Below are 14,984 nucleotides of genomic sequence, written 5' to 3' on the forward strand. Positions count from 1 at the left end.
ACGGCACCCCGGCGGGGCCGTAGAGGTATACGCCGCGCGGGGGCCGAGCGACTCAAGCCCGGAGCATGAAAAATCCCGCCCCCTCGCGGGAACGGGATCTTGTTGTGGAGCTAAGGAGAATTGAACTCCTGACCTCCTGCATGCCATGCAGGCGCTCTACCAACTGAGCTATAGCCCCTCGCCACGCGGCGGAGCCGCATGATGATTCTTGTTCCCCCCGCTGGCGGGGCGAACAAGAAGAACTTTAGCCTGCGACCTGCCGGAAAGTGAAATCCGGGGTCAGTCGTCGTCGCCGAGCACCGGTTCCGGCAGGGTGCCGGCGTTGTGCTCCAGCAGGCGCCAGCCACGGGCGCCTTCACCGAGGACCGACCAGCAGCAGTTGGAGAGTCCGCCGAAGCTCTCCCAGTGGTGGGGGTCCAGGCCGAGGAGGCGGCCGATGGTGGTGCGGATCGTGCCGCCGTGGCTGACCACGACGAGCGTGCCGCCCTCGGCGAGCTTCTCGGCGTGCCGCAGCACCACGGGGGCGGCACGGTCGGCCACCTCGGTCTCCAGTTCGCCCCCACCGCGGCGGACGGGCTCCCCGCGCTTCCACGCGGCGTATTCGTCGCCGTACCGGGAGATGATCTCCTCGTGCGTGAGGCCCTGCCAGGCGCCCGCGTAGGTCTCGCGCAGCGCCTCGTCGTGGGTGACGTCGAGGCCGGTGAGCGTGGCCAGCTCGGCGGCCGTGGCGGCGGCGCGCCGGAGGTCGGAGGCGACCATCGCGTCCGGCTTCAGCGAGGCGAGGAGCCGGGCGGCGCGGCGGGCCTGGGCGACGCCGGTCTCGGTCAGCTCGACATCCGTGCTGCCCTGGAAACGGCGCTCCACGTTCCACGAGGTCTGGCCGTGCCGCCAGAGGATGATGCGGCGGCCCCGGCCCTTCCCGGCGGTCGCCTCACCGGAGGAGGTCACCGCCAGTCACCGTCCAGCTCCGCCGCCTCCTCGGCCGCGCGCAGCTTGGCGTGCTCCTCGGCCTTGCCGCGGGTGGCCTTGGCCTCCTCGGGCAGTTCGAGCTCGGGGCAGTCCTTCCACAGCCGCTCCAGGGCGTAGAAGACGCGCTCCTCGCTGTGCTGGACGTGGACGACGATGTCGACGTAGTCCAGCAGCACCCAGCGTGCTTCCCGGTCGCCCTCGCGGCGCACCGGCTTGGCGCCGAGGTCCTTGGAGAGGCGTTCCTCGATCTCGTCGACGATCGCCTTGACCTGGCGGTCGTTGGGCGCGGAGGCCAGCAGGAAGGCGTCCGTGATGGACAGCACCTCGCTGACGTCGTAGGCGACGATGTCGTGGGCCAGCTTGTCGGCGGCCGCCTGGGCGGCGGTGTTGATCAGCTCGTGAGAGCGGTCGGTCACGGTCACTGCGCGGCTTTCGGTCGTCGGACACTTGACACCCAAGGGTCTCACGGACCGCAGCGGGCCCCCCACGCGATGGCGGGGATCACGTGGGGAGCGCGCGGGTGCCGGCTAGCCGGACGACGGCTTGTAGTCCTGGCCGAGGACCACGGAGACGTCGGCGCTAGCGGAGACCTTGCCCCGGGTGACGGCGCTCGCGGGCAGGCCCAGGGTCTTGGCGACCTCGGCGGCGTTCGCCTTGTCGGCGGCGTCGGCGTAGACGACCCGGGAGGTGGCCCGGGCGGTGGCGGTGCCGCTCTCCAGGAAGGTGAAGCCGCCGTTGAGGAGCACGACGCGGGCCTTCTCGGTGTTGTCCTCGACGCCGGTGGCGTTCTGGACGGCGACGCTGACGGCGGCGTCCTTGTCGGGGCTCTTGGCGGTGCCGCCCAGGACGTTCTTGACCACGCCCGCGCTCGCCCGGGGGCTGAGCGTGCCGTCGTTCTGGACGGGCAGCAGGTCGGTCTTGACGTCGCCGCCCTTGGCGAGGTCGGAGAGCCCGGCGAGGAAGGTGCCGAGGTCCTTGTCGGTGAGGGACGGGTCGAGGATCTGGTTCAGCGTCTGGATGGTGACCGTCGCGCCCTGCGGGTCGGAGGACAGCTTGCGCAGGACGCCCTGCATGACCTGCCCGAAGCGCTCCAGCTGGGCGTTCTGGCTCTCGCCCGGGGCGCGGTAGGTGGCGTAGGCGACGGCCATCTTGCCGCTGAGGGTCTGGTCCTCGCCCTGGTTGACCAGGGGGGCCTGGCCCTTCTTCTTGGCGTCCGGGTCGGGGACGGCGGCGTCGGTGTCGACGTCGATGTTGCCGACGAGGTCGACGAGGTTCTGCAAGTAAGGGGTGTCCAGGCGCCAGGTGCCCTCGATGTCGGTGCCGAGGACCGTGTCGAGCGCGTCGCGGGTGCCGTCGGAGCCGTCGTCCTCGACCGACTTGGCGAGCGTGGTGGTGGTGCCGTCGTCGCTGGTCAGGGCCAGGGAGTTGGGCAGCAGGACGGTGGTGCCGCGCCGGGTGGTGGTGTTGTCGACGAGCAGGGCCGTGGAGGTGCCGCCGCCCTTGGTGTCGTGCAGGTGGACGACGATCACGTCGCGTTTCTGGGCGCCCGCGGCCGTCGCGGTGCCCGTCGTGGAGTCGTCGGAGGACAGGCCGGGCAGCTTCCCCGCGTACCAGAGGTAGCCGACGCCACCCGTCACGACGAGCGCGAGGACGACGCCCAGGGCCACGATCCGGCCGCGGGCGCGGCGGCGGGCCTCCTCGCGGCGCTCGGTGCGGTTCTCGGTGAACTTCAGCCAGTCGATGACGTCTTCGGAGTGGGCGTCCGGTTCCTCGACGAAGGCGAACTGCTCGGTGTGGTACTCCCGTTGCGGCTCTGCGGCGTCCTCGTGGTCGGCCGGGCCCGCCTGCTGCGGGATGTGGGCGGTCTGCGGGGCGGCCTGCTCGGCGACGCGCGGCTGCCCGCCGGTGGCGCTGCCGGCCTGGGCCTGCCCGTAGGGGTCGTAGGCCGGGTCCTGTACGGGGCCGCCCTGGTACACGCCGGTGGCGTACGGGTCGTAGGCGCCGTAGGAGGAGGGGGCCTGCCGGCCCGTGCCGTCGTCGTAGGCCTGAGGGGTCTGCTGCCCCTGCTGCCCGTACGGGTCGTAGCCGTAGCCCTGCTGGTGCTGCTGGTGCTGCTGGGCGTACGGGTCGTAGGTCTGCTGCGGGGTCTGTCGGGCCGGGACCTGCCGGTAGACAGGCCGGCCGTACTCGTCGTAGCCGACGAGTTCGTACGGGTCGGCCCCGTGGTCCGCGGCTCCCGCGTCGTATCGGTCGTTCACCGGTGCCCCTCTCGGCTCACTCGCCGCGGTACAGCTCGCGCTTGTGGATATAGCGCACGACTCCGTCCGGCACCAGGTACCAGATGGGGTCCCCCTTGGCGACTCTCGCACGGCAGTCCGTCGAGGAGATGGCGAGGGCGGGAACCTCCACGAGCGAGACGCCGCCCTCCGGGAGTCCTGAGTCGTCCAGGTGGTGGCCCGGCCGGGTGGCCCCGATGAAGTGCGCCAGGGAGAACAGCTCCTCGCTGTCGCGCCAGGTGAGGATCTGGGCGAGCGCGTCGGCGCCGGTGATGAAGAACAGGTCCGTGTCGGGGTTGAGCGCGCGCAGGTCGCGCAGGGTGTCCACGGTGTAGGTGGGACCGCCGCGGTCGATGTCGATGCGGCTCACGGAGAACTGCGGGTTCTCGGCGGTCGCGATGACCGTCATCAGGTAGCGGTCCTCGGCCGGGGAGACACTGCGGTGGCTCTTCTGCCAGGGCTGGCCGGTCGGGACGAAGACGACCTCGTCGAGGTGGAACGCCGCGGCCACCTCGCTGGCCGCCACCAGGTGCCCGTGGTGGATCGGGTCGAAGGTGCCGCCCATGACGCCGAGGCGGCGCTTGCCCGGCCGTGACGGGTTCCGCCCGGTGCCGTCGGCCCGGCGGGCCACCGCGGCGGCACGGCGGGGCTCCGAGTGTGGCTCGGTGCCGCTCGCCGTGTCCTGTGCCGGGTCGTGCGGCGTCTCGTTCGCCGGACCGGTAGGCATGTCCTGCTCTCCCATGCGTGCAGACCCTACCGGCCCCGCCTGGGAGCTCCGGCCGCCCCCGTGGTCCCCCGGGCATCCTCCGCCGGATGCCCTGCCGGTCTCAGCGGTCGCGGTTGAAGCGGGTGGTGACCCACAGCAGGAGCAGAAGGATGAAGAGCGCACCGCCACCGGTGAGGTAGGGGCTGAGGCTCTCGTGGTTTCCGCCGTGCTCCTCGCCCTCGGCGGCGAGGGTGACCAACTGGGCAGCGGTGCTGTGGAAGCTCATCTTCGGCAGGACCTATCGCGTGTGGGCGGGATAAAGACGTCGGCTCATCGTAAGCGGGCGCCCGTTTCGCGATCACCCCGACTCCGCCTGTTCGTGCCCCGGGCGGTGGTACGCGCCGCGCCGGGCCCGGTCCCGGGGCCCGGCGGGGAACCTTCGGGTGGCCTCAGTCGTCCTTCCGTCTGTAGCCACGCAGCAGGAACCACGCGGTCAGCACACAGCCGAGGATCATCACGATCAGCACGATCCTCAGCATCCCCGGCCCGTGTCCCTCGGCGGCGTTCGCGGCCGAGGCGAGCCAGGCGGTCGCGGGGTGGTGCTCCATGACGGTTGGTTCCCTTCGCCGTACTGCCCGACCACCGTAACTCCGCCTAGGCTGGGCCTCGCCTCGGGGAAGCAAAAGGCCGCACAAGGGGCCGCAAAGGTCACACCAGACGCATGGGGGAAGACATGTCCGACGGCCAGGAGCACCACGAGCACGTGCCGGGCAGGCAGCGCCGGCGCTTCCCCGGGATCTCCTCGCGCACGTACGAGCACCCGGCCGACCGCTCCGCCCTGGTGGCGCTGCGCAAGCTGAGCGGTTTCGACACGGTGTTCAAGGCGCTCAGCGGCCTGCTCCCCGAGCGCAGTCTGCGGCTGTTGTTCCTGTCCGACTCGGTGCGCGTCTCGGACCAGCAGTTCTCCCACCTCAACGTGATGCTGCGGGACGCCTGCTACATCCTGGACCTGGAGAAGGTCCCGCCGATGTACGTGAACCAGGACCCGCAGCCCAACGCGATGTGCATCGGCCTGGACGAGCCGATCATCGTCGTGACGACGGGCCTGGTGGAGCTGCTCGACGAGGAGGAGATGCGGGCGGTCGTGGGCCACGAGGTCGGGCACGCGCTGTCCGGGCACTCCGTCTACCGCACGATCCTCCTGTTCCTGACCAGCCTCGCCGTCCGGGTCGCCTGGATCCCGCTGGGCAACCTCGCGATCATGGGGATCGTGACCGGGCTGCGGGAGTGGTTCCGCAAGTCGGAGCTGTCGGCGGACCGCGCGGGGCTGCTGGTCGGGCAGGACGTGCAGGCCTCCATGCGGGGTCTGATGAAGATCGCCGGCGGCAACCACCTGCACGAGATGAACGTGGACGCGTTCCTCGCCCAGGCCGAGGAGTACGAGGCCGGGGGCGATCTGCGCGACTCGGTGCTGAAGATCCTGAACGTGCTGCCCCGCTCCCACCCCTTCACCACCGTGCGCGCGGCCGAGCTGAAGAAGTGGGCCGAGTCGCGGGACTACCAGCGGATCATGGACGGGCACTACCCGCGGCGCGACGAGGACAAGGACACCTCGGTGCGGGACTCCTGGCGGGATTCGGCGGACCACTACACCAGCCAGGTGAAGAACTCCAAGGACCCCCTGATGAAGCTGGTCACGGACCTCGCGGGCGGTGCCGGCGACCTGGGCGACCGGGTCCGGCGCGGTTTCGGCGGCTTCGGCGCCCCGTCCGCGAAGCCTCCGCAGGGGCCGGGGACGGACACGCCGGACGCCCCGGGGGACGACCGGCCGCCACGCGGCGAGAGCTAGGCACTTCGACGGGCTCGCCTCACACCTTGGGCTGCGCGCTCCTCGCCAGGGAGCCGCACAGGGCCGTCGCGCCGCCCGTGGCGTAGGGGTCCGTGCCCGCCGGGCCGCCCTCCTTGGCCGTCTGGCCGGCCAGGAGGGGCCTCAGGTGGTTCGTGGAGTCCTCGGCGCAGGACAGCGGGCCGGCCTGGACATAGGAGACGACGAGCTGGGCCTGGTGCATCCGCAGGTCGTCGCGGTCGAAGCGGAAGTGCAGCTCGCGGCGCAGGGTGAACAGGGAGACCTTGTCCTTGTCGCCGCCCCCGGCCGCCCGCAGCGCGTACACGGACGTGTGGTCGGCGGTGACCTCCAGCGTGGACGCGTCGGCCTCGGCGGCCTGCAAGGTGCCCTGGACCCTGACCCTGCGGTCGGCGAGCTCGGCGCGCGAGGGGTCGAAGCGGACCAGCCAGCCGGTGGGAGCGTGGCGTCCGTCGGGGGTGGGCCGGGCGAAGCTCTGGTCGAACTGGTCGAGCTGTTCGGGGTCGAGCAGCACCCGGACGGCACGGACCTCACCGCCGGTGAGCACCTCCGGGTCCAGGGAGGACCGCACGACGTAGTCCTTGGCGGTGGTCAGGGCGCTCACGACCTGGCTGTCCGAGAAGTGCGCGGTGCGCCGGGAGGCGGGCAGCGGCACCCCTTCCGCGCCGGTCTTGAACTGTGCGGCGGGGCTGTGCTCGTACAGGAACGCCGCGTCGGCCGTGCCGGGCACCTCGCCCTCGGGGACGAGCGGGATGACGGTCATCCGCAGGGGCTCGATGGGCTCCCGGGCGGCGGGGCTCTGATAGGGCTGCCGGACGCCCATGTAGATCGCGGTGCCGAAGGCGACGGCGATCAGCAGGACCAGGACCAGCGCCTGCCGGGACAGACCCCGCCGCAGGGGCGGTCGGCGTCGCACGGCCGGCGCGTGGTCGGCGATGCGCTCCTGGGCGGAGAACTCCTGGAGGCGGGCAGCACGGACGAACGACTCGTCGAAGACGACGGATCGGTACTCGTCCTCGCCACCTCCGGGGGCGCCCTCGGGAGTCCCCTCAGGTGGGTTTCCAGGCCCGCCCATATCTTCAGGGTAGGTCGCCACAAGCGCGGGTAAACGCCCCCCTGCGCCACAAGTTCTGACAGGTTCTCACCAAGACGGGCGGGTTCCGGTCAGGGTCGGGGAGGGATCACCGAGACGGCCGGCCGGGAGTAGTCGGCGGACGCCGAGGGGGCTGCTCCGGCGCCCTGTTCCAGCCCGGTGGAGGCGGGCGGCGGCGCGGGTTCCTCCCGGTCGGAGGAGGCGCTCCGGTAGACCGCCGTGAAGGCCAGGGCGACCATGCCGATGCCCATCACGAGGGCGAGCAGCCAGGCCACGGGGCGGTGCCAGCGCACCTGTTTGGAGTAGGACCCCGTGCTGCCGTAGTGGTCCTCCAGGACATCGGGGTCGTCCAGGTCGTCGAGATCGGGATCATGGCCGAAATCGCCGCGCCGGCCCCTGCCGTACCCGTCGTCGTAGCGCTCGCCTCTGGGGTGGGTGCGGCGGGCCTCCGCCTCGGAGGCCTCGGCTCTCGCCTGTGCCGCGGCCAGGAGGCGCTCCACCGCGCTCGGCTCGTGGACCACGGCCGCGCGTACGAAGGCCTCGTCGAAGACCACGGAGGCGAACTCTTCGTCCGACACCCCGCGGTCGTGGTCGTCGTCGGGCTCCCGGCCGTCCGGAAACGGCGTGCCCCCCACGTCCTCCGGCACGGATCCAGAGTAGACCTGGGGGGTCATTTTGGGCAGACGGTACGGAAATTCATCCGCCGGTTGAGACGGCGTCCACAGGGGTGCGGACGGCGCACGCACGCCCGGCGCACTCCGTCCGCGCGCTTGCGCACCCCCGGGCGGCCCGTACGGCCGTTCGGCCCACCGCACAGGCGCGCAGCGGTCAGCGCCGCACGTGCCCGTCGCCTGTGACGATGTACTTCGTGCTGGTCAGCTCCGGCAGGCCCATGGGGCCGCGGGCGTGCAGCTTCTGCGTGGAGATGCCGATCTCCGCGCCGAAGCCGAACTGGCCGCCGTCGGTGAAGCGCGTGGAGGCGTTCACGGCGACGGTGGTGGAGTCGACCAGCTGGGTGAAGCGGCGGGCGGCCTGCTGCGAGGTCGTCACGATGGCCTCGGTGTGCCCGGAGGTCCACAGCCGGATGTGTTCGACGGCCTTGTCCAGTGAGTCCACGACGGCCGCGGCGATGTCGTACGAGAGGTACTCGGTCTCCCAGTCCTCGGCCGTGGCCTCGACGACGGTGGCCTTGGAGTCCTTGGCGTAGGCCTGCACGCGCTCGTCGGCGTGCACGGTGACCCCGGCCTCGGCGAGGGCGTCCAGGGCGCGGGGCAGGAACGCGGCGGCGATGTCCTGGTGCACCAGGAGGGTCTCGGCGGCGTTGCAGACGCCGACCCGCTGGGCCTTGGAGTTGATCAGGATCTCGACGGCCATGTCGAGATCGGCCTGGGCGTCGACGTAGACGTGGCAGTTGCCGGTGCCGGTCTCGATGACCGGGACGACGGACTCCTGGACGACCGTGTTGATCAGGGAGGCGCCGCCGCGCGGGATGAGCACGTCGACCAGGCCGCGAGCGCGCATCAGCTCGCGCACGCTGTCCCGGCTCTCGCCGGGGACGAGCTGGACGGCGTCGGCGGGCAGCCCGGCCCCGCCCACGGCGTCGCGCAGGACCCGCACGAGGGCGGTGTTCGACTGGTACGCCGAGGAGGAGCCCCGCAGCAGGACCGCGTTGCCGGACTTCAGGCAGAGGGCGGCGGCGTCGACGGTGACGTTCGGCCGGCCCTCGTAGATGATCCCGACGACGCCCAGCGGCACGCGGACCTGGCGCAGGTCGATGCCGTTGGGCAGCGTGTTGCCGCGCACGACCTCGCCGACCGGGTCGGGCAGGGCGGCGACGTCGCGTACGTCGGAGGCGATGGCGCGGATCCGCTCGGGGGTGAGCGTGAGCCGGTCGATCATGCCCTCGCTGATGCCGGCCTCGCGGGCCTTGGCGACGTCCCTGGCGTTGGCCTCGACGATCTCGCTCGCACGGACCTCCAGCGCGTCCGCGACGGCGAGCAGCGCGTCGTCCTTCTCGGCCCGGGGCAGCGGCGCGAGGGTCGCGGCGGCGGCCTTGGCGCGGTAGGCGGCCTCGGTGACCGGGGACATGGAGTCGTACGGCGAAAGCGTGGTCATGAGGGAAGGGTAGTGCGCCGGGCGGATCCGTTCATCGCGCGTTTCACACCCCGAGACGCGCCCCGGACCGGATCAAAACGGGTGAACTCCGACCGGTGAGGCCGGGGGCGGTCCGTATCCCTCGGCGATGCGCTGGTGGTACGTCACGCGGTCGATGACCTCGAGACCGACGATCTCCCAGGGCGGCAGCCCCGCGGTCTGCCGGTGCTCGCCCCACAGGCGCAGGGCGACGGCGGCCGCGTCGTGCAGGTCGCGGGCCTCCTCCCAGTAGCGGATCTCCGCGTGGTCGACCGCGTACCGGCTGGTCAGGAAGAAGGGGTGGTCATGGGCGAGCTGCTCCAGGGCGCGCCGGACCTCCGTCAGCGGGGCCTCCTTGCCGGAGACGCTGAGGGTGACGTGCCACAGGCGCGGGGTGTCGCCCGGTTCCTCGCCCTGGAAGCGGTCCCCGGCGGCCACGCTCGTCAGGGCCCGCTCCTCACCGGCCGCACGGGAGCCGGCACCACCGCGGGACGCCTGGGTCCCCGGGCGCACTCGTCTCACGACGGCCTCCTTCGCGCTCGGCTCTGCTGCGGAACAGTTCCCTGGGACAAAGTTGAGCAGGCCGCACGGCGTCGCGTGGCGGTTTTGCGGAACGTCCACCACCGGGGGCGGACGTTTCGACACATTACGGGTGCAGGACCACCAGGTCGTCCCTGTGTACGACCTCGCGTTCGTACGCGGGTCCGAGTTCGCGGGCCAGTTCCCGGGTCGAGCGGCCGATGAGCCGGGGGATCTCCTTGGCGTCGAAGTTGACCAGCCCGCGGGCCACCGCGTGCCCCGTGCGGTCCCGCAGCTCGACCGGGTCGCCGGCGCTGAACTCGCCCTCGACGGCGGCGACCCCGGCGGGCAGCAGCGACTTGCGGCGGTCCACGACGGCCTGCACGGCGCCCTCGTCCAGGGTCAGCGCGCCCTGCGGGGTGGACGCGTGCTGGAGCCACAGCAGCCGGTCGGCGGAGCGCTTGCCGGTGGGGTGGAAGAAGGTGCCGGTGTCCTGGCCGGTCAGGGCGTCGGCGGCGTGGACGGCGCTGGTGAGGACGACGGGCACGCCGGCGGCGGCCGCGATCCGGGCGGCCTCGACCTTGGTGACCATGCCGCCGGTGCCCACGCCCGCCTTGCCCGCGCTGCCGATCTCGACGTGTGCGAGGTCGGCGGGGTCGCGCACCTCGTCGATGCGGGAGGTACCGGGCTTCGCGGGGTCCCCGTCGTAGACGCCGTCCACATCGGACAGCAGGACCAGCAGGTCGGCGTGGACGAGGTGGGCGACGAGGGCGGCGAGGCGGTCGTTGTCACCGAAGCGGATCTCGTCCGTGGCGACGGTGTCGTTCTCGTTGACGATCGGGACGGCGCCCATGGCGAGCAGCTCGTCGAGGGTGCGCGAGGCGTTGCGGTGGTGCGAGCGGCGGCTCATGTCGTCCGAGGTGAGCAGCACCTGGCCGACGCGGACGCCGTAGCGGGCGAAGGAGGCGGTGTAGCGGGCCACCAGCAGGCCCTGGCCGACGCTGGCGGCGGCCTGCTGCCGGGCGAGGTCCCTGGGGCGGCGGCGCAGGCCCAGCGGGGCGAGGCCGGCGGCGATGGCGCCCGAGGAGACCAGGACGATCTCGCGCTCACCTCCACTGCGCACCTTGGCGAGCACGTCGACCAGCGCGTCCACGCGGTCCGCGTCCAGGCCGCCCGAGGCGGTGGTCAGCGAAGAGGACCCGACCTTGACGACGATCCTGCGGGCCTCGCCCACGGCCTGCCTTGCCCCTGCCACGTCGCCGTCCGTCCCCTCGCGTCGATTCGCTCCCTCACCAGGAAATCTACGGGACTGCCGGGCGTGGTGCGGCGCCGGTCCACGTTACGGACGGTGCCGCCCACGTCACGGGAACACGGCAGCCCTCCCCCGGTCCGCACGACTGCGGACCGAGCCGATCGCCGCCCCTCGCGGGCCTCGGGCAGGGAGCCGAGCGACTGTCCCCCCTTCGAGGCCGGGGCAGGCGGCCGATCGACCATCTCCTTGGGGCCCACACCCGGGAGCCGATCGACCGTCCCTTCTGGGCCCCACACCGGAGAGTCGGCCGACCGTCCCCTCGGGTCCCACACCGGGGAGCCGATCGACCGTCCCCCTGGGCCCCACACCGGGGAGTCGACTGACCGTCTCCCTGGACCCCACACCGGAGAGTCGACCGACCGTCCCCTGACCGCACCCCCGGGGAGCCGGTCATCCGCCCCTCGGCTCGGCCCCGGCCTGGCCGAAAGTCGACGTCCCGTACCTCTCGGCCCACGGCGTGAGCCGGCCCTTCGCCCCTCTCCGCCCCATGGCAGCAGCCGATCACCACCGCCTCGCGCCCATGACGGGGAGCCGATCGTCCGCCCGCCCAGCTCGGCCGCTCATGGCCGGAAACCGACCTTCCGCCTGTTCCGGACTCACCTCACGACAGGAACGGGATCTTCCGCTACCGTCCGACGACACGCCGGACGGCCCGCCGCCCCCACGCCCTGACGACACGCGCGTGTCGTCAGGAGGTCGCCGCGCGTTAACCCGGACGGCCGACCTGCGCCGACCCGACGCTCCTGGAGTGACCGCAGTGCCCGTACCTCTCCCCCGCCCACAGGCCCTCCTCAAGGGGCTGGTCACCGTCGTTCTGGCCGCCGCGTTCGCCGCACAGGCGGTCGCGGCCCTGCTGCCCCACGTTCCACTGCTGCTCGCCGCGACCGTCGTGTCCCTCGCCACCGAGGGCGTCCTGTACCGCTGGCAGCGCGGGGTGCTGTCGCTGTTCGCCAAGTCCCACGCCGACATCACCGTGCGGCACGTCCTGCGGGACCTGCTGCTGGTGGTGGGCCTGCTGCGGCTCGGCGAGCAGGACCGGGAGACGGTGTACGCCCCGCTGGTGGCCGGGCTGCTCGTCTTCTACGCGCTGCACTGCGCGATCCAGGCGGTCTCCGTGCTGGTGCGCCGCACCCGCACCCTGCCGGTGGTGACCCGCAACATCGACGCCTCGGCGCTGCGGCTGTCGCCGGCCCCCGCCGTGCTGCTGCGCCGCCCCGGTCACCGGCTGCTGGTGTTCGGCCTGCCCGCGACGGCCGGACTGCTGGCCAGCGCGCCGGGCGACCGGCCGGTGTACGCGGCGGCGGGCATCGCCCTCTCCCTCGTCCTCGGGCTGTGCGGCCTCGGGGTGCTGCTCCTGCGGCTGCTGCCCGGTCGGCGTCCGGCCGGCGAGGAGGAGGTGCTCGAATGGTTCGACGGGTGGCTGGCCGACTACCGGCCGACCGTCGGCCTGTACTTCTCCGGCGGTGCCGCCTCGGCCTACCAGGCGAACATGTGGCTGGAGCCGATCGCCGGGCTGGAGGGCAGGCCGGTCATCATCCTGCGCGAGCGGTTCATGGTGCAGAAGATCGCCGCGACGGACATCCCGATCGTGTGCCTGCCGAAGGTGTCGACACTGATGCGGCTGGAGCACTCCACACTCCAGGTCCTCATCCATCCGTCGAACTCCGGCAAGACCTCCCAGGTGCTGCGCATCCCCACGATCAAGCACACCTTCGTCAACCACGGCGAGAGCGACAAGCTGTCCTCGTGCAACCCGTACGCGAAGGCGTACGACGAGGTGTGGGTGGCCGGGCCCGCCGCGCGCGAGCGGTACGCGCTGGCCGAGGTCGGGGTCGAGGACAAGGACGTGGTGGAGACGGGCCGCCCCCAGCTGGACGGGGTGCTGCCCTACGCGGGCCCGCCGACCGGGCCGAGGACCACGGTGCTGTACGCGCCGACCTGGGAGGGCTGGGACGGCAACCCCGGCAACACCTCCGTGATCGCGGCCGGCGAGAACCTGGTGCGGGCGCTGCTCGCCGACCCGGGAGTACGGCTGCTGTACAAGCCGCACCCGCTGACGGGTTCGGTCGATCCCCGCGCGGGCGCGGCCGATCTGCGGATCCGGGAGCTGATCCGGGCGGCCAACCGGGAGCGGGCCGGGGCGCGTGCGTCGGACGGGGCGGAGCTCACCCGCCGCACCGCCGAACTGGACCGGCTCACCACGTCGGTGTTCCGGGCCGGGGCCGACACCGTGGAGCGGATGCTGGTGCAGTCGGCGCCGGAGCCGGGCCGGGCACAGGCGGTGGCGCGCGCGACGGCCGCGTGGGAGGAGGCGTACTGGGCCTCGCTGCCGGAGGGCGAACACCAGATCATCACGGAGGCCCGGCCCACGCTGTACTCCTGCTTCAACGTGGCCGACCTGCTGATCAGTGATGTGTCGAGCGTGATCAGCGACTTCCTCGCCAGCGAGAAGCCGTACGCGGTGGCCAACACCAGCGGGCTGCCCGAGGACACCTTCCGTACGGCGTTCCCGACGGTGGTCGCGGCGACGGTGCTGACGCCGGACGCCGCCGGTGTGCCGGACCTGCTGGAGGCGGTCCGGCACCCGGAGCACGACGAACTGGCCGAGGCGCGAGCCGAGCTGAAGCTGCGTCTGCTGGGCCCGGCGGAGCCGACGTCTCAGGAGCGCTTCAACGAGGCCGTCCGGGCGCTGAGCGCGGAGGCCCGGGAGCACCGGGCACGGGTGACAGAGCGGCTGGCCGCGGTGCCCGGTCAGCGCACCGGGACCGCGCTCCCGACCGCGCCACGCTGAACGATCCCGTCCACACCCCGCTGAACAATCCCGTCCACACCCCGCTGAACGGTCCCGTCCACACCCCGCCGAGCGGCGGTACGCGCGCTCACGCCGCGTGCCGCACCTCACGGGCCGTCAGCACCCGTCGCGCCTTGCGCACCGCCCGGCGCATGAACGTGTCGACGCCGCCCTCGCGGTAGCCCGGGAAGGCCCGGGCCTCCCGGGGCTCGGCGAGGTAGACCGAGTCGGGGACACCGGCGGCACGGTCGCGGAAGTGCGGGTAGGCCAGGTAGACACGGCGGCCCTTCCTCTCCAGGAGGGCCGCCGCCTGCTTCTTGGCCTTGACGAACTTCACGACGTCCAGGAGCAGTTCGGGCCGCTGCTCGGCGACCAGGTGCAGCCGCAGCCGCTCGTGGACCTTGAGGCGCTGGGCCACCCCCTCGCTCCAGTAGGCGTCCATCAGCGGCTTGGCCAGCTCGAACTTGTGCCGGCGGATCTCCTCGCTGTCCGTCAGGTACTTGGGCCCGAACTGCGGCAGCAGCGTGATGAGGAAGGGCCGGACCATCAGCTGGTCACGCCGGCCGCCCGCGGGGACGAGCTCGGCGATGAGCTCCATCAGGGCCCGCGCGGAGTCGAAGCGCAGCGTGTAACTGCCGCTCTTGGTCACGTGCTTGCCGTCGTCCCGGCCGACGAGGTAGTAGCAGGTGTGGTCGGCGACCACGGACACGCCGTCCGCCCGCAGGTACGCCTCCATGGTGAACAGCGCGTCCTCGCCGGTGAACAGCGACTCGTCGAACCGCATGCCGTGCCGTTCCAGCAGCGCGCGGCGGAACAGCTTCTGCGCGCTGAGCGTGAACTTGATATTGGAGGAGAAGACGTCCGTCCGCTCCACCGTGGCACCCCACATGGACTTCGGCGCCGAGCGGTTGACCCCCTCGACCTTGCCGAGCACGACGTCCGTGCCGGCGCGGTCGGCCATGGCGACCATGCGTTCCAGAGCCTCGGGTCCCAGCCGGTCGTCGGCGTCGAGGAAGAAGACGTAACGCCCGCTCGCCTTGCCCAGGCCGACGTTGCGCGGGCCGCTGGGGCCGCCGGAGTTCTCCTGCCGGATCACCAGGACCCGCATGGGAGCGCGCTCGGCGAACTCCTCCAGGTACTGCCCGGTTCCGTCCGTCGACCCGTCGTCCACAGCGATGACCTCGACGCGCTTCGGATCGATGGTCTGTGCCTCGACGGACGCCAGGCACTCGATCAGATACGGCATCGCTTCGTACGCCCCGATGATCACACTCACATCAGGCTGCGCAACGGTCACTTTTCCCCCTAGTCACTGGGATAT

14 protein-coding genes and 1 tRNA gene are annotated in these 14,984 nt (G+C 72.1%); 2 read left to right on the plus strand and 13 right to left on the minus strand.

Translation table 11 applies throughout. The features are described 5' to 3' along the window. Nucleotides 1–105: 105 nt before the first annotated feature. The 7 genes from AB0I06_RS12745 to AB0I06_RS12775 all read right to left on the minus strand — a co-directional run bounded on the left by AB0I06_RS12745 (nucleotide 106) and on the right by AB0I06_RS12775 (nucleotide 4,559). Nucleotides 106–178, minus strand: a tRNA-Ala gene (locus AB0I06_RS12745). Between the two features lie 101 nt (nucleotides 179–279). Then, nucleotides 280–954, minus strand: coding sequence for a histidine phosphatase family protein (locus tag AB0I06_RS12750; RefSeq protein ID WP_363118916.1), 675 nt, complete (start codon nucleotides 952–954; stop codon nucleotides 280–282). Then, nucleotides 945–1,391, minus strand: a complete 447-nt coding sequence (gene rsfS, locus AB0I06_RS12755; protein ID WP_363118771.1) for a ribosome silencing factor — start codon at nucleotides 1,389–1,391, stop codon at nucleotides 945–947. The genes AB0I06_RS12750 and rsfS overlap by 10 nt, the downstream gene beginning before the upstream one ends. Before the next feature lie 105 nt (nucleotides 1,392–1,496). Next, a complete protein-coding gene (locus tag AB0I06_RS12760; protein ID WP_363118772.1) occupies nucleotides 1,497–3,227 on the minus strand; it encodes an LCP family protein in 1,731 nt (576 codons plus the stop codon). A gap of 16 nt (nucleotides 3,228–3,243) precedes the next feature. Beyond that, entirely contained in the window at nucleotides 3,244–3,987 is a 744-nt protein-coding gene (gene nadD, locus AB0I06_RS12765) for a nicotinate-nucleotide adenylyltransferase (protein WP_363118773.1), read from the minus strand. A gap of 85 nt (nucleotides 3,988–4,072) precedes the next feature. Then, entirely contained in the window at nucleotides 4,073–4,237 is a 165-nt protein-coding gene (locus tag AB0I06_RS12770; protein ID WP_363118774.1) for a hypothetical protein, read from the minus strand. 163 nt (nucleotides 4,238–4,400) lie between these two features. Then, the gene (locus tag AB0I06_RS12775) at nucleotides 4,401–4,559 is read right to left on the minus strand and encodes a hypothetical protein (RefSeq protein WP_363118775.1); all 159 of its coding nucleotides are present in this window, start codon (nucleotides 4,557–4,559) and stop codon (nucleotides 4,401–4,403) included. A 125-nt stretch (nucleotides 4,560–4,684) separates the two neighbouring features. Here AB0I06_RS12775 and AB0I06_RS12780 point away from each other — a divergent pair, with 125 nt between their 5' ends. Then, on the plus strand, nucleotides 4,685–5,800 hold the full coding sequence (locus tag AB0I06_RS12780) for a M48 family metallopeptidase (protein ID WP_363118917.1): 1,116 nt from the start codon (nucleotides 4,685–4,687) through the stop codon (nucleotides 5,798–5,800). Between the two features lie 19 nt (nucleotides 5,801–5,819). Here the strand turns inward: AB0I06_RS12780 and AB0I06_RS12785 are convergent, their stop codons facing one another. The 5 genes from AB0I06_RS12785 to proB form a co-directional block, all read right to left on the minus strand. After that, a complete protein-coding gene (locus AB0I06_RS12785) occupies nucleotides 5,820–6,890 on the minus strand; it encodes a hypothetical protein (protein WP_363118776.1) in 1,071 nt (356 codons plus the stop codon). A gap of 89 nt (nucleotides 6,891–6,979) precedes the next feature. Then, nucleotides 6,980–7,582: a hypothetical protein gene (locus tag AB0I06_RS12790; protein WP_363118777.1), complete on the minus strand. Its 603-nt coding sequence runs from the start codon at nucleotides 7,580–7,582 to the stop codon at nucleotides 6,980–6,982. Between the two features lie 154 nt (nucleotides 7,583–7,736). Beyond that, nucleotides 7,737–9,023 carry a glutamate-5-semialdehyde dehydrogenase gene (locus AB0I06_RS12795; protein ID WP_363118778.1) on the minus strand — a complete coding sequence of 429 codons (1,287 nt, stop codon included), beginning with the start codon at nucleotides 9,021–9,023 and terminating at the stop codon, nucleotides 7,737–7,739. Between the two features lie 72 nt (nucleotides 9,024–9,095). Next, nucleotides 9,096–9,554 carry a hypothetical protein gene (locus tag AB0I06_RS12800; protein ID WP_363118918.1) on the minus strand — a complete coding sequence of 153 codons (459 nt, stop codon included), beginning with the start codon at nucleotides 9,552–9,554 and terminating at the stop codon, nucleotides 9,096–9,098. A 133-nt stretch (nucleotides 9,555–9,687) separates the two neighbouring features. Continuing rightward, a complete protein-coding gene (gene proB, locus AB0I06_RS12805) occupies nucleotides 9,688–10,794 on the minus strand; it encodes a glutamate 5-kinase (protein WP_363118919.1) in 1,107 nt (368 codons plus the stop codon). Nucleotides 10,795–11,629: 835 nt separating this feature from the next. On the opposite strand from proB, the gene AB0I06_RS12810 reads away from it, so the two are divergent. After that, on the plus strand, nucleotides 11,630–13,663 hold the full coding sequence (locus AB0I06_RS12810) for a hypothetical protein (protein WP_363118779.1): 2,034 nt from the start codon (nucleotides 11,630–11,632) through the stop codon (nucleotides 13,661–13,663). A gap of 88 nt (nucleotides 13,664–13,751) precedes the next feature. Here the strand turns inward: AB0I06_RS12810 and AB0I06_RS12815 are convergent, their stop codons facing one another. Beyond that, complete coding sequence (locus tag AB0I06_RS12815) at nucleotides 13,752–14,960, minus strand: glycosyltransferase family 2 protein (RefSeq protein WP_363118780.1); 1,209 nt, start codon at nucleotides 14,958–14,960, stop codon at nucleotides 13,752–13,754. Nucleotides 14,961–14,984: the final 24 nt, after the last annotated feature.

The organism is Streptomyces sp. NPDC050674 (genome assembly GCF_040654575.1).
GTDB lineage: Bacteria > Actinomycetota > Actinomycetes > Streptomycetales > Streptomycetaceae > Streptomyces.